The sequence below is a fragment of the Mycobacteriales bacterium genome, assembly GCA_035504215.1.
Classification (GTDB): Bacteria; Actinomycetota; Actinomycetes; order JAFAQI01; family JAFAQI01; genus DATAUK01.
Window position 1 is genome coordinate 1 of record DATJSI010000073.1, and the last position, 26,767, is coordinate 26,767.

The 26,767-nt window shown below is 68.4% G+C and carries 28 protein-coding genes and 2 pseudogenes; 13 read left to right on the top strand and 17 right to left on the bottom strand.

Annotation, left to right across the window (positions count from 1 at the left end):
• Nucleotides 1–2,309, bottom strand: a 2,309-nt coding sequence (locus VME70_08925; GenBank protein ID HTW20319.1) for an Ig-like domain-containing protein, incomplete at its 3' end; no start/stop codon positions are given.
• Between the two features lie 213 nt (nt 2,310–2,522).
• On the opposite strand from VME70_08925, the gene VME70_08930 reads away from it, so the two are divergent.
• Nucleotides 2,523–2,882 carry a hypothetical protein gene (locus VME70_08930; protein HTW20320.1) on the top strand — a complete coding sequence of 120 codons (360 nt, stop codon included), beginning with the start codon at nt 2,523–2,525 and terminating at the stop codon, nt 2,880–2,882.
• Between the two features lie 9 nt (nt 2,883–2,891).
• Here the strand turns inward: VME70_08930 and pruA are convergent, their stop codons facing one another.
• From pruA to VME70_08960, 6 genes are read right to left on the bottom strand one after another with little or no spacing between them, the layout of a single operon-like run.
• Nucleotides 2,892–4,520 carry an L-glutamate gamma-semialdehyde dehydrogenase gene (pruA, locus tag VME70_08935; GenBank protein HTW20321.1) on the bottom strand — a complete coding sequence of 543 codons (1,629 nt, stop codon included), beginning with the start codon at nt 4,518–4,520 and terminating at the stop codon, nt 2,892–2,894.
• A 47-nt stretch (nt 4,521–4,567) separates the two neighbouring features.
• Nucleotides 4,568–5,068: a hypothetical protein gene (locus VME70_08940; GenBank protein ID HTW20322.1), complete on the bottom strand. Its 501-nt coding sequence runs from the start codon at nt 5,066–5,068 to the stop codon at nt 4,568–4,570.
• 14 nt (nt 5,069–5,082) lie between these two features.
• Nucleotides 5,083–6,054, bottom strand: a complete 972-nt coding sequence (locus tag VME70_08945; protein ID HTW20323.1) for a patatin-like phospholipase family protein — start codon at nt 6,052–6,054, stop codon at nt 5,083–5,085.
• A complete protein-coding gene (locus VME70_08950) occupies nt 6,051–7,445 on the bottom strand; it encodes a wax ester/triacylglycerol synthase family O-acyltransferase (protein HTW20324.1) in 1,395 nt (464 codons plus the stop codon). The genes VME70_08945 and VME70_08950 overlap by 4 nt, the downstream gene beginning before the upstream one ends.
• Nucleotides 7,446–7,496: 51 nt before the next feature.
• A complete protein-coding gene (locus tag VME70_08955) occupies nt 7,497–8,147 on the bottom strand; it encodes an HAD family phosphatase (GenBank protein HTW20325.1) in 651 nt (216 codons plus the stop codon).
• The gene (locus VME70_08960; protein HTW20326.1) at nt 8,140–8,646 is read right to left on the bottom strand and encodes a LytR C-terminal domain-containing protein; all 507 of its coding nucleotides are present in this window, start codon (nt 8,644–8,646) and stop codon (nt 8,140–8,142) included. The genes VME70_08955 and VME70_08960 overlap by 8 nt, the downstream gene beginning before the upstream one ends.
• Before the next feature lie 113 nt (nt 8,647–8,759).
• Here VME70_08960 and VME70_08965 point away from each other — a divergent pair, with 113 nt between their 5' ends.
• Nucleotides 8,760–9,971: an acyl-CoA dehydrogenase family protein gene (locus tag VME70_08965; GenBank protein ID HTW20327.1), complete on the top strand. Its 1,212-nt coding sequence runs from the start codon at nt 8,760–8,762 to the stop codon at nt 9,969–9,971.
• Here VME70_08965 and VME70_08970 read toward each other — a convergent pair.
• Nucleotides 9,961–11,238 (bottom strand): P-loop NTPase, encoded by a 1,278-nt coding sequence (locus VME70_08970; protein ID HTW20328.1) that lies wholly within the window; start codon nt 11,236–11,238, stop codon nt 9,961–9,963. The two genes, VME70_08965 and VME70_08970, sit on opposite strands and share 11 nt — an antisense overlap.
• Nucleotides 11,235–12,041 (bottom strand): hypothetical protein, encoded by an 807-nt coding sequence (locus VME70_08975; GenBank protein ID HTW20329.1) that lies wholly within the window; start codon nt 12,039–12,041, stop codon nt 11,235–11,237. Before VME70_08975 ends, VME70_08970 begins: the two co-directional genes overlap by 4 nt.
• Before the next feature lie 73 nt (nt 12,042–12,114).
• On the opposite strand from VME70_08975, the gene VME70_08980 reads away from it, so the two are divergent.
• The gene (locus VME70_08980; GenBank protein ID HTW20330.1) at nt 12,115–13,101 is read left to right on the top strand and encodes an IS1595 family transposase; all 987 of its coding nucleotides are present in this window, start codon (nt 12,115–12,117) and stop codon (nt 13,099–13,101) included.
• Entirely contained in the window at nt 13,098–14,018 is a 921-nt protein-coding gene (locus VME70_08985; GenBank protein ID HTW20331.1) for a hypothetical protein, read from the top strand. The genes VME70_08980 and VME70_08985 overlap by 4 nt, the downstream gene beginning before the upstream one ends.
• Before the next feature lie 6 nt (nt 14,019–14,024).
• Here VME70_08985 and VME70_08990 read toward each other — a convergent pair whose 3' ends face one another.
• Nucleotides 14,025–14,840, bottom strand: a complete 816-nt coding sequence (locus VME70_08990; protein HTW20332.1) for a hypothetical protein — start codon at nt 14,838–14,840, stop codon at nt 14,025–14,027.
• 312 nt (nt 14,841–15,152) lie between these two features.
• Here VME70_08990 and VME70_08995 point away from each other — a divergent pair, with 312 nt between their 5' ends.
• Together VME70_08995 and VME70_09000 are read left to right on the top strand one after the other, a co-directional pair.
• Nucleotides 15,153–15,302, top strand: coding sequence for a hypothetical protein (locus VME70_08995; GenBank protein HTW20333.1), 150 nt, complete (start codon nt 15,153–15,155; stop codon nt 15,300–15,302).
• An 87-nt stretch (nt 15,303–15,389) separates the two neighbouring features.
• Complete coding sequence (locus VME70_09000; GenBank protein ID HTW20334.1) at nt 15,390–15,671, top strand: DUF3892 domain-containing protein; 282 nt, start codon at nt 15,390–15,392, stop codon at nt 15,669–15,671.
• On the opposite strand, the gene VME70_09005 is transcribed toward VME70_09000, so the two are convergent.
• A complete protein-coding gene (locus VME70_09005; GenBank protein ID HTW20335.1) occupies nt 15,668–15,979 on the bottom strand; it encodes a hypothetical protein in 312 nt (103 codons plus the stop codon). The two genes, VME70_09000 and VME70_09005, sit on opposite strands and share 4 nt — an antisense overlap.
• A 106-nt stretch (nt 15,980–16,085) precedes the next feature.
• On the opposite strand from VME70_09005, the gene VME70_09010 reads away from it, so the two are divergent.
• Nucleotides 16,086–16,331 (top strand): helix-turn-helix domain-containing protein, encoded by a 246-nt coding sequence (locus VME70_09010; GenBank protein HTW20336.1) that lies wholly within the window; start codon nt 16,086–16,088, stop codon nt 16,329–16,331.
• A 38-nt stretch (nt 16,332–16,369) separates the two neighbouring features.
• Here VME70_09010 and VME70_09015 read toward each other — a convergent pair whose 3' ends face one another.
• Nucleotides 16,370–16,924: a hypothetical protein gene (locus tag VME70_09015; protein ID HTW20337.1), complete on the bottom strand. Its 555-nt coding sequence runs from the start codon at nt 16,922–16,924 to the stop codon at nt 16,370–16,372.
• Nucleotides 16,925–17,045: 121 nt separating this feature from the next.
• Between VME70_09015 and VME70_09020 the strand changes: the two genes are divergently transcribed.
• Both VME70_09020 and VME70_09025 read left to right on the top strand, forming a co-directional pair.
• The gene (locus tag VME70_09020) at nt 17,046–18,035 is read left to right on the top strand and encodes an IS1595 family transposase (GenBank protein ID HTW20338.1); all 990 of its coding nucleotides are present in this window, start codon (nt 17,046–17,048) and stop codon (nt 18,033–18,035) included.
• Nucleotides 18,036–18,108: 73 nt separating this feature from the next.
• On the top strand, nt 18,109–18,567 hold the full coding sequence (locus tag VME70_09025; GenBank protein HTW20339.1) for a hypothetical protein: 459 nt from the start codon (nt 18,109–18,111) through the stop codon (nt 18,565–18,567).
• 416 nt (nt 18,568–18,983) lie between these two features.
• On the opposite strand, the gene VME70_09030 is transcribed toward VME70_09025, so the two are convergent.
• Nucleotides 18,984–19,232: a hypothetical protein gene (locus VME70_09030; protein ID HTW20340.1), complete on the bottom strand. Its 249-nt coding sequence runs from the start codon at nt 19,230–19,232 to the stop codon at nt 18,984–18,986.
• Nucleotides 19,233–19,242: 10 nt separating this feature from the next.
• Nucleotides 19,243–19,608, bottom strand: coding sequence for a hypothetical protein (locus VME70_09035; GenBank protein ID HTW20341.1), 366 nt, complete (start codon nt 19,606–19,608; stop codon nt 19,243–19,245).
• Nucleotides 19,609–20,180: 572 nt separating this feature from the next.
• Between VME70_09035 and VME70_09040 the strand changes: the two genes are divergently transcribed.
• From VME70_09040 to VME70_09050, 3 genes are all read left to right on the top strand, one after another.
• Entirely contained in the window at nt 20,181–20,447 is a 267-nt protein-coding gene (locus tag VME70_09040; GenBank protein ID HTW20342.1) for a hypothetical protein, read from the top strand.
• A gap of 146 nt (nt 20,448–20,593) precedes the next feature.
• Nucleotides 20,594–21,451, top strand: coding sequence for a LysM domain-containing protein (locus tag VME70_09045; GenBank protein ID HTW20343.1), 858 nt, complete (start codon nt 20,594–20,596; stop codon nt 21,449–21,451).
• The gene (locus VME70_09050; protein ID HTW20344.1) at nt 21,448–21,993 is read left to right on the top strand and encodes an Rv3235 family protein; all 546 of its coding nucleotides are present in this window, start codon (nt 21,448–21,450) and stop codon (nt 21,991–21,993) included. Before VME70_09045 ends, VME70_09050 begins: the two co-directional genes overlap by 4 nt.
• Before the next feature lie 19 nt (nt 21,994–22,012).
• On the opposite strand, the gene VME70_09055 is transcribed toward VME70_09050, so the two are convergent.
• On the bottom strand, nt 22,013–23,551 hold the full coding sequence (locus VME70_09055) for an MFS transporter (GenBank protein HTW20345.1): 1,539 nt from the start codon (nt 23,549–23,551) through the stop codon (nt 22,013–22,015).
• A gap of 317 nt (nt 23,552–23,868) precedes the next feature.
• On the opposite strand from VME70_09055, the gene VME70_09060 reads away from it, so the two are divergent.
• Nucleotides 23,869–24,366 (top strand): Rv3235 family protein, encoded by a 498-nt coding sequence (locus VME70_09060; GenBank protein ID HTW20346.1) that lies wholly within the window; start codon nt 23,869–23,871, stop codon nt 24,364–24,366.
• A gap of 49 nt (nt 24,367–24,415) precedes the next feature.
• On the opposite strand, the pseudogene VME70_09065 reads toward VME70_09060, so the two are convergent.
• Together VME70_09065 and secA are read right to left on the bottom strand one after the other, a co-directional pair.
• Nucleotides 24,416–24,466 (bottom strand): annotated as a pseudogene (locus VME70_09065) (SEC-C metal-binding domain-containing protein).
• A 72-nt stretch (nt 24,467–24,538) separates the two neighbouring features.
• Nucleotides 24,539–26,767, bottom strand: a pseudogene (gene secA / locus VME70_09070) (preprotein translocase subunit SecA).

The following is a 26,767-nucleotide window of genomic DNA, read 5'->3' on the forward strand; positions in this document are numbered from 1 at the left end:
GACAGCACCGGCGCCAGCAAGGAGACGGTGGGCACGGGCGGGGCGGTCGTGTCGAGCACGTACGACGCCGTGCCCGGCGTACTCGTGTTGCCGGCGGCGTCGGTCGCGGTCACCGACAGCGTGTACGTGCCGTCGCCGAACCCGGAAAGGTCGAAGCCGTCACCGGCCGGGCAGGTTCCCGTGAACACCGTGCTGTTGCCGGGACCGGCGAGTGTGCAGTCGAAGCTGACGCCGGACTCGCTGTCGCTGACGACGAACGACGGGGTGAGGTCGTTCGACGGCGACGGCGGCGCACTCACCGTCGGTGCCGGCGGCGGTGTGGTGTCCCTCGTCCAGGTCGCGGATGCCGAGGAGGTGTTGCCGGCCGGGTCGGTCGCGGTGACGGTCAGCTGGTACTGCCCGTCGAGGCTGTCCGAGGACGTGTCGAACGTGCCGTCGGCCGGGCAGACTCCGTCGAACACGGTGGCGTCGCTCGGATCGACCAGCACGCAGGACAAGGTGGCGTCGGACTCGGCATCCGAGATGGTGAACGTCGGGGACTTGTCGTTCGACGGAGAGGGCGGCGCGACGACGGTGGGAGCCGGCGGCGGCGTCGTGTCGAGGGTGTAGTCCGCGCTGCCGGCCGGACTCGAGTTGCCGGCCTCATCGGTGGCGGTGACCGAGAGGGTGTAGTCGCCATCATGACCCGGGCCGGCCAGGTTCAACGTCAGTCCGGACTGGCACTGGGACGGCGGAATCGGGTACGAGATCGGACCGTTGAGCGAGCAGCTGAGGGTGACGCCCGGTTCGGTGTCGGAAATCGTGAAGGACGGAGACGTGTCGTTCGACGGCGACGCCGGGCCGGTCACGACCGGCGCCGGCGGCGGAGTGGTGTCGAGGGTGTAGCTGGCCAGGCCGGCCGGTCCGGCCTGCCCGAGGCCGTCGATCGCGACGACCGAGAGCTGGTAGGTCCCGTCCGCCGCACCGGCCAGGTCGATGACGGTGGACGGGCCGCACTCCGAGGTCGTGACCGGCGACGGGCCGCTGACGTCGCACTCGTAGGTCAGACCGACCGGGTCGGAGTCGGTGACCGTGAAGTCAGGCGCGCGGGAGTTGCTCGGCGAGGCAGGTGCGGTGACGACCGGCACGGAGGGGCCGCCGGCTTCGAACTCGTAGGTCGCCGAAGCGGGAACGCTCTGCAGTCCAGCCGCATCCTTGACCACCACGGTGAGGGTGTAGGTGCCTTCCGCAGCGGCCGACAGGTCGAGCGTCGTCGATGCCCCGCAGACGGGCGTCGGCACCGTCGACGGGCCGCTGACCTGGCATTCGGCGGTGCCGCCCGGCTCGATCCCGGAGACCGTGAACGTCGGGCTGTCGTCGGTCCCTGGCGACGTCGGCGCGGTCACTACCGGTGCCGCCGGGATATGGGTGTCGAGCTGGTAGGTCGCGGTGCCCTCGCTGCTGACGTTGCCGTCCTTGGTCTGCGTCACGTGCAGCGTGTATGTGCCGTCGTCGCCGCCGGACAGGTCGAGCTCGGACGACGCGCCGCAGCTCTCGACCGACACTGCGGGGCCACCGGACGGGCCGGTCACCGTACAGGTGAGGGTGGCTCCCGAGACGATGCCGGTGACGGTGAAGCCCGGATGACGGGAGTACCCGATCGAGGCGTCGGCGTTGACGTCGGGTGCGGCCGGCTGGACGGTGTCCAGGGTGTACGTCGAGGTCGCGGCGGCCCCGGTCACTCCGCCGGCGGTAGGTGTCACCGAGAAGGTGTACTGCCCGTTGGTGCCATCGGCCGGCGCGTTGTTCAGGTCCGGCGACGTGTACGGGCTCGTGCAGTGAGCCGCCGTGTCGACCGCGTCGCCGGACGGATCGTCGAGCTCGCACGAGGCAGTCGCGCCGGTCGGCAGGCTGAAGCTCCAGGACGGCGTCGTGTCGTTGTCGGGCGAGGTCGGGCTTGCGGTAATCGTCGGCGACACGGGTGCGACGTCGACCGTCGACGTGGCTGAGGGTGTCGTGCCGACATCGACGTCAGCGGCGTCGGACGCGTAGACGGTAAACGTGTAGCTGCCACCCGGATCCGCCGAGACGTCGTAGTCGGCGGGCGATGTGCAGTCGGCGAGCGCGGACACCGTCGTCGCACCTTCGGTCAGCTCGCAGCTGGCCGGGCTCGCATTGCTGAACGTCCACTCGAGAGTGGTCGCCGTGGTGGCGTTCGACGGGCTCGAGTCGATCGCCGGACCACCCCCCGCGGCGGCCGATCCGACCCCCAACGTCAGGGTGCCGGCGCCGAGCAGGATCGCGACAGCAACGGACGTGGCGCGGCGCATCGCTCCGCTCCATCGATTTCGCCCGCGCGCCGTCCCTCTCATCACGCCTTGAATCGACCGATTTCACGCTCGTCTTGACGCCATTTGGCGCACGAAACCGGGGCGCTGAGGACCAATCCTCCACAGACAAGAAAGGTTGACAGATCGGCCGGCCCGGGCCATCCTCGAGGTACGAACGTCAACCGTGGTTGACACACAGTTCGGGAGGATTTGATGCGATCCGGGCCCTGGCCCTATCCGTCGTACGCCGACCGGCGCTGGCTGGGCGGAGAGCGCGGCCCGGACCCCGCTCTCGCGGCGGTGGTCCGAGCGGTGCGGGCAACCGTGGCCGCGGGCGGCGCAGAGGTATCCCCGGAGTCCGAATCCGTGCTGCAGGGCCTCGCCGGGCTGGCCTCGATTGCCGAGCGCACGGAGTGGGCAATGCTCTCGCTGGTCGGTGAGGCGCGGGCCCGCGGCGCGTCCTGGGCCGCGGTGGGCGCGGCGCTCGGCGTGTCCAAGCAGGCGGCGCAACAGCGCTTCGCGCCGTACGTTCGGCAGGCCCTCGAGCAGGCTCCCCGGCCGGTCGAGCGCTAGCGCCGATCCCTAGCCGAGGTGCGGGTAGCGCCAGTCGGTCGGCGGCGCGAAGGTCTCCTTGATCGTCCGCGGCGAGGTCCAGCGCATGAGGTTGTGGGCCGAACCGGCCTTGTCGTTCGTACCACTCGCGCGAGCGCCACCGAACGGTTGCTGACCGACGACGGCACCGGTCGGCTTGTCGTTGATGTAGAAGTTGCCGGCGGCATAACGCAGTGCATCGGCCGCGGTCGCGATCGCACGCCGATCCTGCGCGAAGATCGACCCGGTCAAGGCGTATCGCGTCGACGACGCAGCGTGCGTCAGGATCTCCTCATAGTCACCGTCGTCGTAGACGTGGACACTGAGGATCGGACCGAAGTACTCGGTCGTGAAGACCTCGTTGGTCGGGTCGCTGCCCTCGATGATCGTCGGCCGGACGAAGTAACCGACGCTGTCGTCGACGGTGCCCCCGGTAAGGATCGACAACGCGGGGTCCTGCTTCACGCGGTCGAGCACGCCCGCCAACCGGTCGAACGAACGCCGGTCGATGACGGCGCCGAGGAAGTTCGAGAAGTCGGTGACGTCCCCCATCGGCAACGCCTCGGTGTCGCTGATGAGATCGTCACGCATCCGCTGCCACAGCGACGACGGGAGGTAGGCCCGTGATGCCGCCGAGCACTTTTGGCCCTGGTACTCGAACGCACCACGCACCAGCCCCACCCGCAGCGCCTCGACATCGGCAGAGGGATGCGCGACGACGAAGTCCTTGCCGCCGGTCTCCCCCACCAACCGCGGGTAGCTGCGGTAGCTGTCGAGGTTCGCTCCCACCGTGTGCCACAGGTGTTGGAAGGTCGCGGTTGATCCCGTGAAATGCACACCGGCAAGGTCCGGATGAACCAGCGCAACCTCACTCACCGCTCGACCGTCGCCGGTCACGAGGTTGATGACGCCGGGCGGCAGGCCGGCGGTCTCGAGCAGCCGGATCAGCACCTGCGCGGCGAAGCCTTGCGTCGGTGATGGCTTCCACACCACCGGGACACCCATGAGCACCGGCGCGGTCGCGAGGTTCGCGGCGATCGCCGTGAAGTTGAACGGTGAGATCGCGAGGACGAAGCCTTCGAGCGGGCGATGGTCGAAGCGGTTCCACACTCCCGGGCCGGAGATCGGCTGCTCGCTCAGGATCTGCCGGGCGAAATGCACGTTGAACCGCCAGAAGTCGATCGTCTCGCACGCGGAGTCGATCTCGGCCTGGTAGCAGGTCTTCGACTGACCGAGCATGGTGGCCGCGTTGAGCTCGTCGCGCCAGGGCCCGGCCAGCAGGTCCGCCGCTTTGAGGATGACTGCCGCCCGGTCCTCGAAGCTCAGTGCCCGCCACTGTGGCGCGGCGTCGAGCGCCGCGTCGACTGCGCGCGTGACCTGCTCCGTGGTCGCGTTGTAGGTGTGCCCGAGAACCGATGCGTGCCGGTGTGGCTCGACGACCGGAACGGGTTCGCCCTTGCCCGCAACCCGCTCGCCGGCGATGGTGAGTGGAAGGTCGATCGGACCGCCCGCGACGAGCTCCTTCAGCTTCGCCTCGAGGGTCGCGCGCTCGGCCGAACCGGGTGCGTACATCCGAACCGTTTCGTTGGTGGGAACCGGCACGGTGGTCACAGCGTCCATCCCGCCATCTTGCCACCGGTGCGCGAGTCGCAACCAGCCGGCGACGGTCAGTGCAGGAGGTGCGGAAGCTCCTGTACGGCGTACCAACCCAGCTCGACAGCTTCGGCCTCGTCGATGTCGAACTGCGCGTCATCGTCACCAGGTGCGGCGGCCTCGAGCGCGGAAACCGCTTGCGTGACAACCGGCTCGGCGTCGACGTCGTCGATGAGTGCACTCGCCCAGCGGACCATCGGGACCGCTCTGTCCAGAGTGATCGCGGAACGGCCCGCGGGTGATGCGGGCTGGGCCTCCGGGTCTTCGACGTCGACGGCAAGCACGACCCGGCGCCGCGGTGCGGATGGATCGAGCGCGAGCAGGCGCAACGAAGAGACCGCGGCGTCGAGCTGCGCCGCGTGCTCGAGCTCGTCGAGGTCCGCGTCGTGATACCACTCGCGCAGGGCGGCGGTGACCGCATGCGCCGGGACACCCGCCAGGTCGGACGGGCGTGCCGCGCCTGCGGCCAGCCACTCGACGAGCATCGGAAAGGTGCCGGGCAGGTAGACGCGCACGACGTCGGTGGTTCTCAGCCGGCTGCCGAGAGCGGCGGCCCGGCGTCCGCGAGCGCGGCCGCGGTCGTCGTCAGCGAAACCTCGAGCACCTGCTTGCGCCGCCGGTGATCCATCAGGTTGACCCCGATTGCCTCGAGGTCGGCCCGGCCCGGGCCGAGCACGGTCACGCTCGCGCCCCGGCGGCGTACCTTGCCTGCCTCGTGCAGCACTCGTTTGGTCATCGCCCGGCGGAACCGCCGCTCCATCCGCCCGACCATCGAAGCCGGCTCGTCGTAGTCGAACGACGCCATCGGTGCGAGGACGTAGACCTCGTCGAGGCCACGGTCGCAGAGCAGGTCGATCGAGGTCGGCGACAGCGTCCCCCCGTCGACGTAGCGACGGCCGTCGATCTCGACCGCGGCGTACCAACCGGGAATCGCGCACGAGGACATCACCGCCTCGGGCATGGTGGCCGCGGGCGCGTCACCTCGGCCGAAGGCGATCCGTCGTCCGCTGTCGTAGTCCATGGCGACCACCCAGACCTCCGGTGCGGCCGGCCACGCACCGGACGGGTTGGCCGCGCGAATCAGGTCGCCGACCGGGGCGAGGCTGCCCCGACCCCGAGGGGCGAAGGCAGCGAACGCCGCGAGCGGCGGGACGCGTCGGGGATGCAAGACCGTCCGCGCAACCAGCGCGCGCGAACCGATGCGTAGCCGCGGCATCGGGGGCAGCGCGCCCCCGCTCGCCGTGTCCGGGTCGAAATCGATCCGCGGGTCACCGGGCGCGAGCACACCACGCTGATGGTTGACCAGGCTCTGCGCGCCCACCCCGCTTCCGAGCAGCCCGGCAAGGACCGACCCGGCCGACGTACCGATGATCACCTCTGCCTCGCGCGGATCCCAGCCGAGGGCCTGCTCGAGCGCCGACAGCGCGCCGATCATCCACGACGCACCGAGCACGCCGCCGCCGCCGAGAACGAGGCCCCTTCGTGGTGTTGCCGCGGTCATCGGGCCGTCTCCAACAGTTCGGTGAGGGACTCCTCGATGCAGGCGGCCAGCACGTCCACATCGGGCATGGAGTCCCTGTCGCAGTTCAGGCCGTAGTAAACACCGCCGTTGTAGGACGTGAGGCCGATCGTGATGGCCTGACCCTTGGCCAGCGGCACCACCGGATAACAGTCGATCATCTGCGCGCCCGCCGCGTAGAGGGGGAACTGCGGGCCGGGCACGTTCGTCACCACAACATTGAACAGCCGCCGCGACAGCCCTGAGGCCAGCCGCGCCGCAGCCAGGTGGATGGTCGGCGGCGCGAATCCGGTCAGGCGGACGAGTGCGTCCGCACCGATCGACGCACCCGACTCCTTGTGCGCGGTCATCTCGTAGCTCACCTGATGCAGGCGAACCACCGGGTCGGCCTCGCCGACCGGAAGGTCGACGAAGTACGACGACACCTGGTTGCCGACGACGCCACTCGCTGCCTCGGTGCGCACGCTGACCGGCACCATCGCGCGCACGACCGTGCTCGGCAGGACCGACTCGCCGCGAGTGAGCAGCCAGGTCCGCAGGGCGCCCGCAACGGTCGCGAGCACGACATCGTTCACCGTGCCGCCGTGCGTCTTGCGGATCCGCTTGTAGTCGTCGAGAAGGGTCGACGCCGTACCGAACCGGCGTTGCTCGCCGATGTTCGCATTGAGTGGTGACTGAGGCGCAGGGCGCAGGGACGTCCGAGCAACGGCGGCCAGACCACCGAGTGCGCCGATGACGCGTTGTGACGTGGCGCTCGCATCGGCCAGATCCGCGCGAACCGTCTCGACGAGCTGAGTCGGGCGCCGGAACGTGTCCGCAACCGCGTCCGCCACCAGCCCCAGCCGCGACGGCTCTGGCTGCGGGACCCACAAGTCCTCGGGCAGCTGTCGCGGTGTCGGTTCGATGTCGAGGATCAACGTCGTGATGTCGACCGCACTGACTCCGTCGACCATCGCGTGATGGGTCTTGGAGATGATCGCGAACCGGTTATCGGCCAACCCCTCGACCAGATACATCTCCCACAGCGGGCGGTTACGGTCGAGCCGGCGCGCCATCAGCCGCCCGACCAGCTCGCGCAGCTGTGCGTCAGAGCCAGGCTTCGGCAATGCGCTGCGCCGGACGTGATAGGTGATGTCGAAGTCCTCGTCGTCCACCCACACCGGGTTCGCGAGCCGGCCCGGCACGGTGCGGATCCGCTGGCGGTAGCGAGGAACGAGAGCGATCCGTCGCGCGACCAGATCGCACAGGGCGTCGTAGTCGAACGGCTGGTCGGTCGGCGGCGCGAAGGTCGCTACCCCGCCGACGTGCATCGGCGTCGTCGGCGTCTCGAGGTACAGGAACGAGACGTCGAGAGCAGAAAGCCGTTCGGTCACATGGTCAAGTCTGGCATCGGATCGTGGCCCGGTGGCTGCCGAAGCACCAACTCACCCCCGAAACGGATGACCGAACAGGGCTTCCAGCTCATCGAGCGTCTCCTGCGGCGTGACGTGGTGCACACCGACCATTCCCACCGCGGCCGCCCCGCGCACGTTGGGCATCAGGTCGTCCACGAACACGCACTCGGCCGGCTCGAGGCCGATCTCGGCGGCGGTCAACAGGTAGATCTCCGGTTCGGGTTTGCGCAGCTGCACCTCACCCGAGATCACGACCGCGTCGAACAGCTCGGTCCACCCTTCGCGGGGGTAGGTGTTGCCCCAGGAGTTCGACAGCAGGCCGGTTCTCAGTCCGGCCGCCTTGGCGTGCCGCACCGCAGCGACCATCGACGGTTGGGGCTCGAAGCCGGCGAACATGCGGGTCAGCAGGCCGTCGCTCTCGACCCCGCGACCGTCGTGGGTGCGCAGCCGCCCGGCCAGCTGGTGTTCGAAATCGGGGACCTCGAGCTCGCCGCGCTCGAGCGCGTGGACCGGGTTGCGCGCGGCATCGTCGTCGTACGACGGGCCGAGCCACTCCCTCATCACGCGGCGGAACTCGACATAGTCGATGCCGTCGGCGTCGCACCACGACATCATCGAGTCCTGCAACGGGCTGGTGAGCACACCGCCCCAGTCGACGATCAGCCCGCGAAGCTCAGCCACGCGCCCGGCAGCTCTCGGTCGCTGTCGGCTGTGGCGTCGGCGTGGTCGTCGGCAACCGGCGCAGGTACGCCGCTTCGGCCTTCGCGGGAGTGGTCAGCGAGTGGAACTGTGGACCGAGGTCGAGCTCCACCTTGCCGTGGCCCCCGAACGGCACCATGGTCGCGCCGACGACCTGCGCAGCCACCTTGTCGGCGACCAGCTTGCGGTCATGGGAGTAGCGGACGGTCGCGACCCCTTTGCCCATCAGGACGGTGTTCCCGATCGACGTCACCGTGAAGCCGCGCTTCTTGAGCGCCTTGGAGACCCGCGCGGCGAGACCGTTGCGCAAAGTGGCGTTCTTCACCGTGAGCCGTAACGGGCCGGGATTCTGCGCCTGCGCGGTGGATTGCTGCTTCGGACACAGAGGGAGCGCGGCGCCCGACGGCGACGACGAGCCGCTGAGCCCGAGGTAGGCGAAATAGCCACCGCCGGCCAGCAGCGCGACAACCACCGTCGTCACCAGCCAGCGTCCGATCGGCCGGTGACGATGTGGCGGCGAAAGATCGCCACGCCCGGGAATCGTCACAACAGGCGATCGTAGGAGACTGGGCTTCCTACTCGCAGGAGGGCATTGTGGATTTTGCGCTCTCGGCCGCTGCCGAGGACTACGCGAAGCGCTTGAACGACTTCATGGACGCGCACGTCTATCCGGCCGAGCGCAGCTACGACGAGCAGCGTCGTGAGCTCGCCGCGCAGGGCAGGGTTCACGAGGTCCCGCCGGTTGTCGAGGAGCTCAAGATCGAAGCCCGTTCGCGCGGGCTCTGGAACCTGTTTCTTCCCGACGAGTCCGGGCTGTCCAACGTCGACTACGCGCACCTCGCGGAGATCACCGGCCACTCGCCACGGATCGCGCCGGAGGCGCTCAACTGCGCGGCTCCGGACACCGGCAACATGGAGGTTCTCCACCTGTTCGGCACGACCGAGCAGAAGGAGCGCTGGCTCCGCCCGCTGCTGGACGGAGAGATCCGGTCGGCGTTCGCGATGACCGAGCCGGCGGTCGCGTCGTCGGATGCGCGCAACATCTCGACCGAGATCCGCCGTGACGGTGACGACTACGTCATCAATGGGCGCAAGTGGTGGATCAGCGGTGCCGCCGACCCGCGCTGCGCCGTGATGATCGTCATGGGCAAGACGAACCCCGACGCGCATGCCTATCAGCAGCAGTCGATGGTGCTGGTTCCGATGGACACCCCGGGCGTCACCGTCGTACGACCCTTGCCGGTCTTCGGCTACCAGGATCAGCACGGCCACTGCGAGATCACCTTCGAGGACGTCCGGGTTCCCGTGAGCAACCTGGTGGGCGACGAGGGCGGCGGGTTCGCGATCGCGCAGGCGCGACTCGGGCCGGGCCGCATTCATCACTGCATGCGGGCGGTGGGGATGGCGGAGCGTGCGCTGGAGCTGATGTGCCGACGGGCGATCGCCCGCGTCGCATTCGGCAAGCCGCTTGCCGAGCAGGGTGTCGTTCAGGCGCAGATCGCGGAGTCGAGGATGGCCATCGACCAGGCGCGGCTGATGACCCTGAAGACCGCCTGGTTGATCGACACCGTCGGCGTTCGCGGCGCGCGTACAGAGGTTGCGGCGATCAAGGTGATCGCCCCCCGCGTCGCCTGCCAGGTCATCGACACTGCGATCCAGGTGCACGGTGGCGGCGGTGTCAGCGACGACTTCCCGCTGGCCGAGATGTACGCCGGTGCGCGCACCCTTCGCATCGCGGATGGGCCGGACGAGGTTCACATCCGGTCGGTCGCACGCGAGGAGCTCGGCCGGTACCTCAACCGCTGACCGCCGCCGCAGCCACGGTCATTGCGAGGTCTCGGATCGCCGTGCGCGCGGGAGAGTTGCGCGCCGCCTCGCTCAGCAGACGGCCACGTGCGAGCGCCGCGTCGAGCGCATCAGGGTCGTCAGGCACAAACCGCAAGTCGCTACAACCGGCGTAACGCTCCAACGCCGCGCTCACCTCGGCGCGCGGGTCACCCGAACCACGGCGGCCGCGGCGCAGCCGGTTGACGAGCGTCGTCGGCCGGACTTCGGCCGCCGCGGTGCACTCGGGCAGGGCGCGGACGAACCGCGCCAGGCCGACCGGATCGGAGCGGGTGACCGCAATGATGCGGTCCGCACTGGCCAGTGCGGCGAGCGTCGCGCCATTGCGGCGCGGAGCAGCGGTGTCGTAGGCCAGCTCTTCGTCCTGCTCGAGGCAGAACCCGCAGTCGACCACGACGTAGTCCGCAAGCGTGCGCGCGAGGTCGAGCACCTGATGCAGCGCGCCGGATCGGATCTCCGGCCAGCGCTCGGCGCGGCTGATTCCGGTGAGCACGGACAGCCCGGGCCGAACGGTCAGCGCCAGCCGCCCGAGCACCGCACGGTCGAGCCCACCCTGGTTCGCCGCGCGGCAGGCAGCCGCCAGACCCGGCGCCTCATCGAGCAGGCCGAGCAGTTGCCCGACCGCACCGCCGTACGTATCCGCGTCGATGAGCACGGTCGACCGGCCGGCCAAGGCGAGCTCCGCGGAAAGGTTGACCGCTACCGTCGACCGGCCCGGTGCGCCGGCCGGTCCCCACACCGCGATCACGGCGCCGGCCGGGCGACCCGCTGTGCCGTCGAGCAGGTCCAGGGGCGGCACGAACCGGTCGCGGTCGGGTTCCGGCTGCTCGGAGCCAGCCGGTCGGTCCGCCGGGTTGGACACCACGCCTTCGGCGACGGCGACATGCACCGCTTCGGCGACCGCCGTGATGGGTGCCCCCGCCGTAACGACCTGGACGACACCGAGCTGGCGCAACCGTCGCTCCCCGGGCTCGTCGCCGGCTGCTACCCATCCGACGGTCGCGACTCCGGCGAGGGACAGCCGGTCCAAGGCGTCCCGGTCGAGCCGGCGAAGATCGGCTGACACGATCACGGCGCGGCCGAGCCCGGCGGCCGCCGCCGCCAGCAGGTCCGCGACATCGACACATCGACGGGCGACGTGGATGCCCGGTACGTCGCGCTCGAGGGCCGCGCTGAGCTCGGCTTCTGCCCGCGCGTCTCCGACCGCGGTCAGCACGGGCAGGCTCATGGCGGGACGGAGCCCGGCGACGCAGACGTCGTTGTGCGCCCCGAGCCGGGTACGGCGTTCGACTCCCCCGCGGCGGCCGACGGCGGCAGCCGCACGAGGTCGATCGTGCCCGCTTCGACGGCGTGAATGAGCGCGCTCACGGCATCGACCGGCGCATCGAGCACGACCGACACGGTCGTCCCGGCCGAGGACTGCGAGCCGCCGTCGTCGCTGTCGACCGGCACCGCCGCGAGCACCTCGGAAGGCGCCGGCACTCGCGCGCCGCTGGGCACCGTGGCCGTGACGTACACGTCGACCAGGTCACCGTGCGCGAGGCCGTCAGGCAGATGCCCCGGCGTGACCGGAACGGTGACCTCACGACGGGCCGGCTGCACCGCCGCCGCCGAGGCCAGCGCGGCCACCGGCACGAGCTCGCCTGCACCGACGTAACGGGTGACGACGTCGCCGGTCGGCGCGGGGCCGGCGGCAGAGACGTAGCCGGCGCCCCGGCCGGCGAAGCGGACCCGACCGGTCTCGAGGTCGCCGGCGGCCAGCCGTTCACCGGGGACCAGCGGCTGGCGGGCGCGATAGACCTCGGCATAGTGACCCGCGGCGGCGAACACATGCGCACCCGCGACGACCGCCACCAGCACGAGGAGTACGCCGAGCACGAACCGCAGGTCGAGCCACCGCGGCGACGCCAGCCGGTTGGCCCGGCGCGATCCCTCCGACACCCATTCCCCCGTGATCGGCACCGCTGCGATCGCGGCGACCTCGCGGTGATCCTGCCCGACCCGCGGGCATTCGTGTCGTTGGTTGTCCACAGGGCGCTTGCGGGCGGGGTTGCCCGGCGCTATGCGGGTTGACAAACGCAAGTGATCGAGTCATGATTACCTCATGGCGAAGCAGGAGTTCTCGATCCGCAAGTTGGCCGACCTGATCCCGACCGAGGCCGACGCTTACCGGTTCCTAGAGGAACTGCGTTGGAGTGGCGACCCGGATGCCTGCCCGAAGTGCGGCGGCATCGGCCGGTGCTCCTTCATCAAGCCTGCCAACGGCGTCAACCGGAAAACGCGCACTGGCTCCCGGTCGCAGCGCCGCGTCTGGTTCTGCGGACACTGCCGCAAGCAGTTCTCCGTGCTGACCGACACGATCTTTCACGGGACGAAGATCAGCATCCGAACTTGGGTGTTCGTGATCTTCGAATTCTGCTCCGCGAAGAACTCGATCAGCGCGTGGGAGATCAGCCGCAAGTACGAGATCACGAATGAGTCTGCGTGGCACATGCTGCACCGGATCCGCGAGGCGATGAAGCGAGAGCCATTGGCCGCACTGTTCTCCGGGCAGGTTCAGGCCGACGAGACGTGGATCGGTGGCGAGCCCCGGTACCGGCACGCTAGCGACAAGCGGGAGCCAGCCCGCAACTACGCGCAGACCGACAAGACCCCGGTGTTCGCGCTGGTCAACTATGAGACCCGCGAGATCCGCTCCCGGCTGGTCGCAGACGTGACAGGCAAGACCCTGCTGCCAGCGATCCAAGAGCAAGTCGACACAGCACGCACGGTACTGCACACCGACGGCTCAAAGTCCTACCTGACCGTCGCTCCGCACATGCGTGACCACGAGTGGGTGTCTCACGAGACCGGCGAGTACGTCCGAGGCGAAGTATCTACCAACATCCTCGAAGGCTTCTTCTCACAGCTGAAACGGTCGCTGGACGGCACGCACCACCATGTGAGCATCGAGCACTTAGACCGGTACCTGGGTCAATTCGACTTCATGTACACGTACTGCAAGCGGACCGACTCAGAGCGGATGCGCATCCTGATTGACCGCGTCGCTGGACGTCGGCTCACCTACAAACCATTGGCAGGTCTGTCATGAGCGCACCGGACACAATTGAGCGGGTGGACTTCGCTGTCGTTTACGACGGGCCGGCGCTTGACGACGGCCGCATGAGCGTGCGCGACTTGGCCCCAGCGTTGCTGGGCTTCGCCGACCTGCTGCAAGCCGCCAACGAGTCCCTGAATCCAGGCCAAGCCGCGCCCTCCTTGAATATCAAGGCGACGTCGGAGGGCTCGTTCATCGTGGAGCTCGCGCTCCTCAATCAGCAGGTGATCGACCTGCTGAACACGAGAGAGGCGATTGGACTCACCGCGTTAGTAGGCATTATCACGGGATCGTTCGGCGTCCTCGCGTACTTCCGTCGGCCACCCGGCGACGCAGAGGAGCTACCGGACGGTGCGGTGCGGATCACGATGGTGGACGGCACCCGTGTCGAGTTCTCCGCCCAGGTGCTTGGCCTGGCACGCCAGGTCGCTATCCGGCGGGCCACCAACGCCGTAGTCTCGCCGTTGCGGCGAGACGGTATCGACCGGATGGAGGTTCGGCCTTCCCCAAAGGAACCGGCCACTGTAGCGCTCACGAAAGACGACCTCGTCTCCGTCGACGCCGCGTTAGGCGACGAGGTCCGCAACCTCGTCACGGACCAGCGTTACACCGCACTCTTGACGATCACCTCACCGAACTTCGCCTCTGGCAAGTGGCGGCTCAGCGACGGCCAGCAAACGCACTGGATGGCTATCGACGATCCGGTATTCCTTGGTCGCATCAATGCTCACGAGGTGAGATTCGGTAAGGACGACCGGCTTCGCGGCGAGGTTCGCTTCCGTCAATGGATTACCGATTCGGGCGCTGTGCACGCCGAACGATCCGTGACCCGCGTCGACGAGTTCATCCCCGCGTCTGTCGCAACACAGACAACGATTGAGGACCACCTGACCTCGCGCGACAGCGGGTAGCGGGGGCTACTCAGAAGCCGGATAGCCCTCGTCCATGAAGCCGTTGCTGATGTACACCGCCGTCGGCGGCGTGATCACGAGCCCCGGCTTCATGGCATTGAGCACCGCGATGAACTGGTCCCACGCGGCTTCGGTAATGGGAAACTGTCCCTCCACGATCACCGGTGCCCCGCCGACTATCGGCACCGGGATCGTGAGCGTCGCGCCGCTCACACCGCCCCGCCGATCCTGGAGTTGGCCGCGATCCTCCGCGGCCAACGTCGCGTTGGACTCAGTGCTCGTGTCGGCATCGGTTGGCTCCTGGTCTTTCGCGGAGAGACGCTGCTTCGAGGTTAGTTGAGCCCACGCGATTGTCTCGCGATACACGCGGATGAACTCCCGGAAACCACTCTCAGTGAAGTTTCGCTGCCCGACAAGCTCCCACCGCAGGGTGTCATCCGAAGGCAGTTCGGCGCCATACTTCTCCCACATCTCGGCGTGGATCGGCGGTGCCAGCGCGGCCTCCTGCACGGCATCCGGACGTCCTGGGTTGTTCAGGATGATGTCGAGTGCCAGGGTCGTCAGGGTGGCAACACGGTGAGCGCCATTGCCTGTGTCCTCGATCAAGCCGAACTTCTTGAGCGCGGCATAGGTCACGCTGGCCGGACCGGTGGTCGGCGTCTTGTACCCCCAGTGCCGTGTGATCGCGCTGATCGGCGCGGGATTCTTGCCCTCGCGCGCGTAGATCGTGCGCGCACGCTCGATCGCCGTGTACAGCGGAATTCCGGGGTAACTGGGGCTGCGGCCCTTTGGTGCCCGGTGCCGGGTCTCCTCTGCGCTCATTGGCTCATGCTAGCACGCTTAGGAGATAAAGACAGCGAAACTGCCCGGGTAGGCGCCAGATGTAGTAGCGTAGGCCATAGTTTAGCCGGGAGGTTGGTTATGAGGAGGGTCTGAGCCCCCGCCGCCAGCGCCTTGACAGAGGAGCGGCGGGGGCCAAACCGTAGCCGGTTCGGCGCCCTGTCAGGCGTCGGGCCGGTTGCGGACCAGGGCCGGGGCTCGGTAGCCGAGGATCGCCGTTGGAAGCACCCTGAGCGGGACCAACACCCGTCCGGTCCACCACCAACACTAGCGCGTTAGCAGTACGCTTGTCTTGTGAACGGTGAGCGCGAGCCCGACGAGTCCGACCTAGCGGGTCAGGATCCGGTCGAGGTCATCCGTCTAGCGTTGGCGATGAGCCCGGAGGACGCAGCCGAGGTCCGGAAGGACGCGGCCAAGAAGCAAAAGCCGGACCCGGACAACTAGGGCCTATCTAACTCGGTTCGTCAGTTCGGCTGACAGTCGGCGTCAAGCCACGGTAGGAAGCGCACACCTACCGAATCGGGGGCTTTCATGGCTGACTACCAGATCGTCTGTACCCGCAAGTCGGCGACCAGTCGAGGGCACCACCACATCGTGGCGGTCGGCCTGTGGGCGTCCGGGTCTACTTCGGTCTATTCCGTTCCGCAGATCTATACGTTCATGAATCAGCGCAACACCTTTTACTGCATGAGCCCGACCACGAACCGGCGAGCGAACGTCGAGCCCTGGCACTGCTGCGGCGTAGATACCTTGCGGTCCCGCACCGACGGCATCGTGGACAACAATCTCGACAGCCTGAACCCCTGCGGCTAGGTCTCCTCGAAGATCCCGAAGACACGAGGGAACGGCGTCAGCGGGCGAGCCTCGTGCCCCCTGCGCGGGTGGCACGCAAAGCCGGATGCGACCGCGATGCAGTCGGCGATGAACGGGATCACGCGCTCGGCATCCTGGGCGCTCAGGTCAAGCCCGTAACGGCTGTCCAGCTGGAGGTGAACCACACCCCCGTTCGCTGGGCACGCCGTCAGGTGCGGCACCTCCCGGCCGTACACGAGGACGCGGTGGTAGTCGAATGGGCCGACGATCTCAAACGAGCCCGGTGGATAGCCGGATCCTTCAATCACGCGGCCTCCCGCCTGAGCGTGCGTGTGTCAGCCCGCATGGCCCCGGTTGCCCACAGCGGCGCCGACGGAGCCACGGCGCGGCGGCCCGGGATGCCAGACTTGGGCGATGCCCGAGCCACGGTTCCTCAGGCTCTCCGACGTGGCCGAGATCCTGAACATCTCCGCCGCGCAGACCTACGCGCTGGTGCGCAGCGGCGAGCTCACGGCGATGAAGATCGGTGGCCGCGGGCAGTGGCGGGTCGAGCGCGACGCACTGGAGGCGTTCATCAAGCGCGCGCACGACCAGACCCGCGAGTTCGTCGCCAGCCATCCCTTCGGCCGCGACGAGCCGGCCGGGGACATCCCGGACTAGCCGAGCACCTCAGCGTCGGACGGCGCATGCGGCGCAGCTCAACCGGAACGGACCCAGCACACGGCAGCGAGTGCAATGGTCCGGTACGCCGACACCTGGTCGGGTCGACGCGGCTGGTCGAGCGGGTGCTCGGCCAGGTCGATGAAATCCGCGCCCACGCGGTCGACCGTGCCGACTCGGCGCGTCCCGTCGGTCAGGCCGACGGTGAGGGCGGACCGATCGCGTGCCAGCGCCCGCAAGACGTGCCGCACGTCGATCCGTGACCCGACCGGGCCGGTCGCATCGGCCGACGTCGCGGCGAGCGGTAGTGCGCCCACCGCGACCAAGCCGGTGGCCGTAACCAGCACGGACACTGCGGTGGACGCAGCGATTACCAGCCAGTCCGGCCCGACCCGGTCGATCACCCCTTCGACCCGGCCGAGGCCGGCGACGGTGAGCTCGAGGGAACTCCCCGTGGTCTCCCGGAGCCGGTCGAACAGCCCCACCCGGGCGACCTCGAGCCGGGTCCGCTCGTCGATCTCGTCTCGAAGCTCGGCGCGCTGATCCGCCTCCAGCTGTGCCTCGATGTCCTCGAACAGCCGCTCCCACCGCACGGGCTGCAGTCTGGCACGGCCGTAATAAACAGAGGCAAACGCATGCTATTGACAGCAAGCGAGCGACAACTGGTGATGTGTGACTTGACAAACCCACGCTCCGGGGTGCAGAATAGGTGGCATGAGCAAGCAGGCCCTTTCGATCCCAGCCCTGATGAACCGTCTGCGTACCGAGGCGGACGCCTACCTGCTGTTGGAGCAGCTGCGTTGGGGTGCCGAGCCGGTCTGCCCGCATTGCGGGACCATCGGCGGCCACTACTACTTGAAGCCGTCGAACGGCACCGACCGCAAGACCCGCACCGGTTCCCGGTCTGAGCGTCGGGTGTGGAAGTGCCACGCCTGCCGCAAGCAGTTCACCGTCCTGGTCGGGACCGTGTTCCACGGGTCGAAGATCAGCGTCCGCACCTGGGTCCTGGTGGTATTGGAGATGTGTGCGAGCAAGAACGGTGTCTCGGCTCGTGAGATTGAACGGAAGTACGACCTGACCCCCAAGACCGCGTGGTTCATGTGCCACCGGGTCCGTGAGGCGATGAAGCGTGACCCACTCGCGGGGCTGCTCGCTGGCACCGTCGTCGCCGACGAAACCTGGGTGGGTGGGAAGCGGTCCAACCGGTCGAAGGCCGTCCGCGCGCAAACCCCGCGCTGGGACCGCTACAGCCGTACCGACAAGCCAGCCGTCCTCGCGCTCATCGACGCCGAGTCAGGCGAGGTCCGTTCCCGTGTCGTCCCCGACGTGAAAGGCGCGACGCTCCGCGAGGCGATCACCGAGCAGGTCGAGATGGGAGCCACCACGCTCGTCACCGACGAGTGGGCCGGATACAAGCTGTTCTCAGGCGAGATGAAGGGCCACGAGACCGTCAACCACTCCCAAGACGAGTACGTGAACGTCCAGGGCTACAGCACGAACGCCGCCGAGGCGTACTTCGGGCAGTTGAAGCGCAGCATCGACGGCACCCACCACGCGGTCAGCCGCGAGCACCTACACCGCTACCTGGCGCAGCACGACTTCCTGCGCTCCACCCACACCATGACCGACACCGAGCGGATGGCGTTCCTGGTCGAGCAGACGGGTGGCCGCCGCCTCACGTACAAACCACTGACCGAAGGCTGAACGCGACACGCCGAAACAGGTTCAGCTTTCGCAATGTCACTCGCGTACACGTTCACCGCTTACAGTCATTCTCATGGCCGTACCTGATCGCGAGATGTACTTGCGCTACCTGTCCGAGAACCAAGAGGACGAGGCGCTGCTCGACGCCGCGACCAAGCGGATCGCGGCCCGCCGCCAGATCATCGACGGACTGCTCGCCCTTCACCCCGAGTTGAAGGAACCCGCGCCCGTCGTCACTCCCGCGCCCGTCGCGGCGCTGGCAACGCAGACCACCACCGCGGCTCTCGGTCCACCGGCGAGCCAGGGCGTGCTGATGGTCGCCAAGGCCGAAGCCGGCCGATTCATGACCGTCAACGAGATGGTGGCCGAGTTCCAAGGGCGCGGTTGGACCGCCAGCAAGATGGCGATCCGTCTGGCGTGCAAGCGCGGAGCCGAGAAGGGCCAGCTCTCGCGGGGACCGGACCACCAGGGCCACCAGACTTTCGGCATGGCACCCGCCGTGCCAGCGATGCTTGAGGCGGTGTCGTCATGAAGACAACCTGACGCCTACCCACCAACCACCCCGACCGGAAGGTTTCCCGGTGGGCTAGGCGCTCGGAAACGGGAGGGGGGCACCTAGATACCTGAAATATCTAGGTGCCCGCCCTGGGGACCGGGGCCGGGGCTCGGAGCCAGGAGCGCCCTTGGAAGCATTCCCTAGCGGGATCAACACCCGTCCGGTCCACCATGAAGCGTAACGCCTGCGGCGCATCGGAGCCATCATGCGCGCCGACAGCCAGAGAGGTTTCTGTGACCGAACCCAAGCGCGATATGGATGAGCGCACATCGCTTCCCGATGACGCGGAGGAAGTGCTACGAGCCCTGCTTGCAGTAGATCCGACAGAGAATGCCGAGACGACGTCCGAGCCCCAGGATGACGACAGCGGGACTTGATCCGCCGAGTTCGGTCTAGGCGGAACGAAGCTCGCGGAGGGCTTCCTCCGCAGCGAGCGGGTTGTGGGGCTCTACTTCCAGGTGATCGCGCTTCCCGTTGCTGTATTTCACGTCTACAGATACATGGGAGGGCTTGGGCTTGTTGCGAGCGTCATCGACAGCGCGCCGCAGGTCGCGAAGGCCCGCGCGCACGCTCAGCGCGCCGATCAGGGCCGCGACGATAGTGCCGCTGCTGATAACCAGCGACAACAGGTCTTCGTTCACCGTCCTCCCCTCACTTTCTTGCCCGTACCACACACAACAAACTGAGGAAGGCGCTCAACGGGTAGAGTATTCCAGACGTTACGTCCACTAGCACGCTATGAGGATGAACGTTCGCTGAGACAATAGCGAACAGAAATGCGTTGACCAGACCCATGAACGCTGTGCCGCCGCCCACGTTCAAGAAGCTGACCCGGGACCCCTCCTTGCGCTCGGCGCGGAACATCTCGCCGACCCCGATGAAGCAGAGAGTCGCCGCAAGCAAGTAGGCGTCCCCCTGGCGGATCGGGTGCGAGTGCGGCGACGACACCACATAGGAGCACGCAGCCAGCAGGATCGGCAGCAGCCCCAGGGCAAATGAGAACCAGAACCAGATCACGGCGTCCTCTTGAATGGACGGAGGAAGGTCGGCCCAGGAACGTCCGGGCCAGCTCTTGCGCCAAGCGCGCCGGATCGGCCCGATCGGCGTCGCCGCGGGAGGGACGAAGGCCTCCGCAGGCACCGGATCGGTGATGTTGAGCCTCCCTCGGTCGCAAATCGCCCGGAGAGACTTTACCCAGAGTTAAGTGGCGCGCAAGGCTGAATCGGACGCAGATCGCCGAGCCACGGCGCTGACGGCGGGGTCTAGGCCGTCAGGACGCGGTAACCATTCCCCCGGTGAGGCTCGGTCAATCCGCGGAGCGGGTCAGGCGATCAGCCGACCTTGTGGACGATCTTCCGCCATTGGACGTTGCCGTTGTCCATCTTGGGGCAGACCTCGCAGGGTGCCGTGTTGATGTTGCTGCCAGATTCCATCGCTGGAGTCTCGCCGGGTCGAAGCCACCCGTAGTGAGCGCATTGGAGTAGGTACCAGTCAGGGTCCATGCGGCGAACGGTACGCCGAACGGGTGACACCAGCCGTCAAAGGCGGTAGGCACATCGACGGCGGGGGTTCAAGAGAGGAGCTTCGTCATGGCACAACAGGTAGACCCCGCAGAGACCAAGTTCCTCCGGGGCTGGAAAGGCGTCGTCGGTGACTTCGACTACATCAGCCCGGACGGTGCCGGTCACCACAAGGCCGCCTGTCTCTGGCTGGACGCGGTTATGAACGGCCCTGACGGGTCGTTCGACATAGGTCCCGATGCTGCTGGCGAGGAGACTCCATACCTCGTCTTGACCGCCCAGATGGCGCGGAACCTGGGGGCGTGGTTGACAGAGGCGGCGAACAGTCTGCCGTGACCCCGGCTGGGTCGTAGGAGAACGTCGCTCGCGTCCAGGCAGGCATCAGCGGCTCATACCCCTAACTTGATCTGACGGTTTGGGTTTGTCAAGTCACACATCACCCGACAACTAGCATCCGTCAGCAACGTCAAACGGGGGGAAACATGACCATGCGACGGCAACCAAAAGCCCACCGGAGGGGCCGCCGCCCCGCGCACGCCGCGCGCGCCGGCCTGTGGATAGCGGCGGGCCTCACCGGCGCGCTCGCGCTGTGCCGGCTTCACCCGGGAGTGCGGCCGACCGCGCTGACCCCCGACGCCGCCGTCGTGCTCGGCTGCGCGTGGCTGGCGTGGGCGATGCTCGGCTACCTGGCGGCATCGATCGCGATCGCCGGGGCAATCCAGCTGGTCGGTGCTCTCGGCGCCTCGACCCAGGCGCTCGCTCGCCTCGCCGGTCTGGTCCCGCGCCGCGTGCGGTGGTTGGTCGACCGCACGGTCGTCGTCGGTCTCACCGCGACCGTCCTCGGTACCGCGGTCGCGGCACCCGCCGGCGCCCTGAGCCACCACGGCAGCACTGCGCCCGGCGCCGGCCGGCTCGCGAGCGCCGGCGCGCTCGACTGGCCCGGGCTGCGCGCGGCGCCGCAGACGGCCCTCGGCACGACGCATCAGCGGCACCCGCACCCCGTGCCGAGCCCGAGCCGCCACGTGCATCGCCGGTCGGCGCCATCACGACCGGTCCACCAGCGGGCGAACGGACCTGGCCGGCCGGATCACCCCCCGGCGGCTCCCGCGCGCCACGCCGCCGCGCCGATGGGTGCCGCGATCGTCGTACGTCCCGGCGACAGCCTGTGGTCGATCGCCGCCGCCCACCTGCCCGGCGACGCCTCGGTGGCAGCGACGACGCGCGCCTGGCATGAGCTGTACGACGCCAACCGCAGTCGGATCGGGACCGACCCGGACCTGATCCATCCCGGCCAGCGCCTGGCCGACCCGCTCGGGTCCGGCGAAGGAGCCGAGCGATGACCGGTAGCCCGCCCGCCCTCGCCGCCGTGGCGCCGAAACTGCACCTGCGCCCGGTGCCGTCGGTCGACGGCCCGTATGACGACGAGATCGACGAGCCTGCGATCGCCCCCGCGGGCAACTTGGTCTTCGCGTTCCCACCGCCGACGACGGCCGAGCTACCGCTGCGGCTCGCGCCTCCTGCGGCCGAGCTCTGCGACGGGCCGGGACACCATCATCGGCTGCCCGATCCGCGCCCGTGGACGGCACGGCTGGCGCAGGCGATCGTCGAGGTCCTGGCAGGCGCGAGGCCGGCCAGCCAGCTGTCCCGGGTGGCAACCCTCGACGTGCTCGCCTTGCTCGAGCGCGGCTCCGGCCGGCTGGGCGCCCGTCCGGGCGGCCCGCCGCGGCGGCCGATCGTGGGATCGGTGCACGTCAGCCAGCCGCGGCCCGGGGTGGCCGAGGCCTGCGCGGTCGTCGACACCGGCGTACGGAAACGAGCGATCGCACTGCGACTCGAGGGCAGGAACGGCCAGTGGCGCTGCACCGCCCTGCACATCGGCTAGCACCCAGCGCGAGAGCCGGTTAGACCGCCGCCGGCTCGCGCTCGGGCAGCTCGGCCTGCACGCCGCGGCGCAGCCCGAGGAATGCGACGACGGCAGCCGCCGCCATCACGCCCGCCATGGCCTCGAGCACGACGTGGGTGGCGTCGGCGAAGTCGAGCCGGACGAAGTGCGGGATCGCCGCAGGCCCGGACGAGCCGGACTGCGACTGCGAGATCGCGGCGGCCTCCCGCAGCGCTGGCGAGTGCGGGACGCCCCGCGCGAGCAAGGTCGCGAGCACGTGGGACTTCATCCGGTTCACCAGGATCGTGCCGAGCACCGCCAGCCCCAGACTCGACGCGTAGTTCCGCACGGTCTGCGTGATGCCCGTGGCCTCGCCGTACGAGAGTGCCGACGCGCGGTTGACGGCATCCGTGCTGGCCGGACCCAGCATCATGCCCATCCCCGCACCGGACAGCATGATGGTCCAGATCTGCTTGCCCAGGTCGAGGTCGGTCACCCGTCCCGCCCACAACGCGAAGCCGACCGCCGCCAACGCGCAGCCGATCACCACGGGTCGCTTCGCACCGACCCGGTCGAGCATCCGGCCGCCAATCTGCGCGGCGACCACGAAGCCGATGAAGAAGTAGAGCAGGACCAGGCTCGCCCCGGAGGCGTTCTTGCCGAGCGAGATCTGCGCGTACTCGCTCGCGAAGAAGAACGCCGGCACGAAGCTCAGCATCGCGATGCCGAGTACAAGGTTCTCGACGAGGAACGGGCGGATCCCGAAGATGCTCACCTGGATCAACGGGGCATCCGTTCGCCGCTCGATCCGGTAGAAGACCACGAGCAGAGCCAGACCGGCCGCGATGGAGATCGCGATGCCGGGGTTGCGCCAACCCCAGATCGTGGATTGCTGGAAGCCGAAGACACTGAGACCGACACCGGCCGCAACGAGCACAAGGCCGCGGTAGTCGATCGGCGCCGCACGGTACGCCGTCACCGGCTTCGACACCGCGATCAGCACCAATGCGATCGCCGCGACCGGCAGGTTCACCCAGAAGATCGCCCGCCAGGTCCACTCGGTCAGGTATCCGCCGAGGATCGGGCCGACCGCGGTAAGACCGCCGGCGATGCCGAAGAACAGGGCGAGCGCACGGCCGCGCTCGCGAAGCGGGAAGACCTGAACGACGATCGCCAGCGCGGCGGGAAACATGATCGCCCCGCCGAGTCCCTGGAGGGCGCGGAAAATGACGATCCACGTCTCGGCGGCGCCGCCCTTCGGCGTCAGCCCGCACATCGCGGAGGCACCCGCGAAGACGACGACCCCGAGCACCACCATCCGCCGATGCCCGAGCGTGTCGGCGAGCCGGCCGCCGAAGGCGAAGAAGGCGGCAAGCGACAGCAGGTAGGAGTTGACCGCCCACTGCACGCCGGTGCTGGACAGGCCGAGCTCGCGTTGGATGTTCGGCACCGCGATCGAGACGATGGTCTGGTCGATGAAGGTCATCGCGACCGCGAAGATCATCGCGGTGAGCACCAGGTTGCGCGAGCCGTGCTCACCCGCTCCCGTCGTCGCCATGCCGGCTCCCTCCGGAGCCGGCCGGACGCGCTCGACCCCTGCGGACGTGCTGCGCCGGGGCTCCCCGAAGCGCAGGTGGGCGGCTCACCCTAACCGTCTCGGTTGAACAGCGGGAGGCCGCTGCCCAGCGGCGGGCGCCGAGGGTTTCCCCGCAAACGGCTGATGACACCTTGTTACAGACCTAAGATGGCGTTGTACGCAAGGGGGGAAACTATGCGTCGACTGTCCATCTCTGCCGTGGATCGGAATCGCCGGGCCAAGCTCGCCCGGCTCTATCGCTGTTCCCGCACCGAGCGCGCCGACGCGCGCCGGACGGGGTGAGCCGGCCCGAACGGGTCGAGGACAACGCACCGGAGGTCAACGCGGACCTCCGGGAGCGCCGCCTGCCCGCGCGGGCGGCCGGCGCCTCGACCCACGCGTTCCGGCAGCTACGACGCGGCGCGCCGAGCCGGCGGATCAGCTCGGGCTCGCCGCGCTCGGCCCGCGTCGACCTGCCAGATCCTGGCCGGACGGCCCGGGGGTTGGCCCAGGCGATCGTCGAGGTGCTCGCCGGCGCCCGGCCGCCCGTCCAGCTCACCGACCTCGTCACCATCGACGTGCTTCGGATGTTGCGAAGGGGAACGGGCCGGCTGGGTTCGCTCCCGGGGCGGCCGGCACCGCGACCGGTGATCGCCTCGGTCCGGGTCTGCGAGCCGTGCGAGGCGGTCGCCGAAGTGAGCGCGGTCATCGCCACCGGTGTCCGGATGCGAGCTCTCGCGCTCCGGCTGGAGGGCATTGACGGTCGCTGGCGGTGCACCGCCGTACATCTCGGCTGAGCGTCGACGCAGCGACGGCCGGGCCCGGCAAACGTCGAGAAACGCCGGGCTACTGCGCGCCCTGCGGCGCGCCGTGGCAGCGCTTGTACTTGCGTCCCGACCCGCACGGGCACGGCGCGTTGCGGGAGACGTTGTCGAACGAGCCGCCCGACCCGCCGGCAGCCGGGGCCGAGCTGCGCTCGACCGCCGCCTCGCCGTCGACGGTCGGCGCCGAGTACTGAAGGTTCGCGGGCCGCTTCGGCTGGCCGAACGCCTTGCCGAGCACCCCGGCGACCCTGTCCTGCTCGTCCGCCTCGGCGACCGGGACCGAGCGCGGATCCGGAGTGGCCTGCGGAAGCTCAGGGGACGCGATGCCCTCGTCGCCGTCGACCTCGGCGATCTCGGCCTCGGCATCGAGCGCGGACGACTCCTCGGGCTCGACCTCGACCTTGACATCGGCATAGAAGAGGAACCCGACCGACTCCTCTTTGATGCCCTCCATCATCACGGTGAACATGTCGTATGCCTCGCGCTGGTACTCGACCAGTGGATCGCGCTGGCCGTAGCCGCGCAGGCCGATGCCCTCCTGCAGGTAGTCCATCTCGTAGAGGTGCTCACGCCAGCGCCGGTCGAGCACGGACAGCAACACCCGTCGCTCGAGCTCGCGCATGACCGGCTCGCCCTCAGGGTCGAGTCCGAGCGACTCCTCTCGGTCCCCATACGCCGCTTCGGCGTCGGCGATCAGCTCGTCGGTGATGAACTCTGCGGACAGCCCGCCGCCGGAGCGTTGCTCGAGCTCTTCGACCGTGACGCCGACCGGGTACAGCGTCTTGAGGTTGGTCCAGAGTGCTTCGAGATCCCAGTCCTCGTAGTAGCCCTCGCCGGTAGCACCGGCGACGTACGCCGTGATGACGTCCTCGACCATGTGCTGGACCTCTTCGTGCAGGTCCTCGCCTTCGAGCACCCGCCGCCGCTCGTCATAGATGACGGTGCGCTGCTTGTTCAGCACTTCGTCGTACTTCAGGACGTTCTTGCGGATCTCGAAGTTCTGCTCCTCGATCTGCGTCTGCGCGGAGCGGATCGAGCGAGACACCATCTTGGACTCGATCGGCACGTCTTCGGGCAGGTTCAGCCGGTCCATGATCGCCTCGACCATGTGCGCGTTGAACAGCTGCATCAGGTCGTCGCCGAGCGAGAGGTAGAACCGGGACTCGCCGGGGTCGCCCTGACGGCCGGACCGCCCGCGTAGCTGGTTGTCGATGCGCCGAGAGTCATGGCGTTCGGTGCCGAGAACGTAGAGCCCGCCGAGGCCGACGACCTCCTCGTGTTCGGCGGCGACCGCGGCCTCGGCCGTGTGCAGCGCATCCGGCCAGGCGGCTTCGTACTCCTCGGGCTGCTCGACGGGCGACAGCCCACGGCGAGCGAGCTCCATCGTCGCCATGGACTCCGGATTTCCACCCAGCATGATGTCGGTACCACGACCGGCCATGTTGGTCGCTACCGTGACCGACCCCTTGCGACCGGCCTGCGCGACGATGGCGGCTTCCTTCTCGTGATACTTCGCGTTGAGCACCTCGTGAGGGACGCCGCGGCGCAGCAACAGGGCGGACAGATGCTCGCTCTTCTCGACGCTCGTCGTGCCGACCAGCACCGGCTGGCCCTTCTCGTGCCGCTCGACGAGGTCTTCGACGACGGCATCCCACTTCGCGTCTTCGGTCTTGTAGACGACGTCAGGAGCGTCGAGCCGGATCATGTCCTTGTTCGTCGGGATCGGGACGACGCCGAGCTTGTAGACCTGGTCGAACTCCGCCGCCTCGGTGGCCGCCGTACCGGTCATTCCGGCGAGCTTGTCGTAGAGGCGGAAGTAGTTCTGCAGCGTGATCGTCGCGAGCGTCTGGTTCTCCTGCTTGATCTCGACGCCTTCCTTCGCCTCGATCGCCTGGTGCATGCCCTCGTTGTAACGCCGGCCGTGCAGGATGCGCCCGGTGAACTCGTCGACGATGAACACCTCGCCGTTGCTGACGATGTAGTCCTTGTCGCGCTTGTAGAGCTCCTTGGCCTTCAACGCGTTGTTGAGGTAGCCGACGAGCGGGGTGTTGACCGCCTCGTAGAGGTTGTCGATGCCGAGCTCGTCCTCGACCCGCTCGACCGCGGGCTCGAGCACGCTCAACGTCCGCTTGCCTTCGTCGCACTCGTAGTCGACGTCGCGGGTCAGCTTGGCCGCCAGACGCGCGAACTCGATGTACCACTTCTGGTTGTGCTCGGCCGGCCCGCTGATGATCAACGGCGTACGCGCCTCGTCGATCAGGATCGAGTCGACCTCGTCGACGATCGCGTAGTTGTGGCCGCGCTGGACCAGCTCCTCCTCGCCCCACGCCATGTTGTCGCGCAGGTAGTCGAAGCCGAACTCGTTGTTGGTGCC

Bases quoted from the DNA above. Each gene is read 5' to 3' on its own strand.
- VME70_08930 (HTW20320.1), top strand. From the start codon at position 2,523: ATGCGATCCGGGCCCTGGCCCTATCCGTCGTACGCCGACCGGCGCTGG.
- pruA (HTW20321.1), bottom strand. From the start codon at position 4,520: ATGGACGCTGTGACCACCGTGCCGGTTCCCACCAACGAAACGGTTCGG.
- VME70_08945 (HTW20323.1), bottom strand. From the start codon at position 6,054: ATGACCGCGGCAACACCACGAAGGGGCCTCGTTCTCGGCGGCGGCGGC.
- VME70_08970 (HTW20328.1), bottom strand. From the start codon at position 11,238: ATGAGCCTGCCCGTGCTGACCGCGGTCGGAGACGCGCGGGCAGAAGCC.
- VME70_08980 (HTW20330.1), top strand. From the start codon at position 12,115: ATGGCGAAGCAGGAGTTCTCGATCCGCAAGTTGGCCGACCTGATCCCG.
- VME70_08985 (HTW20331.1), top strand. From the start codon at position 13,098: ATGAGCGCACCGGACACAATTGAGCGGGTGGACTTCGCTGTCGTTTAC.
- VME70_08990 (HTW20332.1), bottom strand. From the start codon at position 14,840: ATGAGCGCAGAGGAGACCCGGCACCGGGCACCAAAGGGCCGCAGCCCC.
- VME70_09000 (HTW20334.1), top strand. From the start codon at position 15,390: ATGGCTGACTACCAGATCGTCTGTACCCGCAAGTCGGCGACCAGTCGA.
- VME70_09010 (HTW20336.1), top strand. From the start codon at position 16,086: ATGCCCGAGCCACGGTTCCTCAGGCTCTCCGACGTGGCCGAGATCCTG.
- VME70_09020 (HTW20338.1), top strand. From the start codon at position 17,046: ATGAGCAAGCAGGCCCTTTCGATCCCAGCCCTGATGAACCGTCTGCGT.
- VME70_09025 (HTW20339.1), top strand. From the start codon at position 18,109: ATGGCCGTACCTGATCGCGAGATGTACTTGCGCTACCTGTCCGAGAAC.
- VME70_09040 (HTW20342.1), top strand. From the start codon at position 20,181: ATGGCACAACAGGTAGACCCCGCAGAGACCAAGTTCCTCCGGGGCTGG.
- VME70_09045 (HTW20343.1), top strand. From the start codon at position 20,594: ATGACCATGCGACGGCAACCAAAAGCCCACCGGAGGGGCCGCCGCCCC.
- VME70_09050 (HTW20344.1), top strand. From the start codon at position 21,448: ATGACCGGTAGCCCGCCCGCCCTCGCCGCCGTGGCGCCGAAACTGCAC.
- VME70_09055 (HTW20345.1), bottom strand. From the start codon at position 23,551: ATGGCGACGACGGGAGCGGGTGAGCACGGCTCGCGCAACCTGGTGCTC.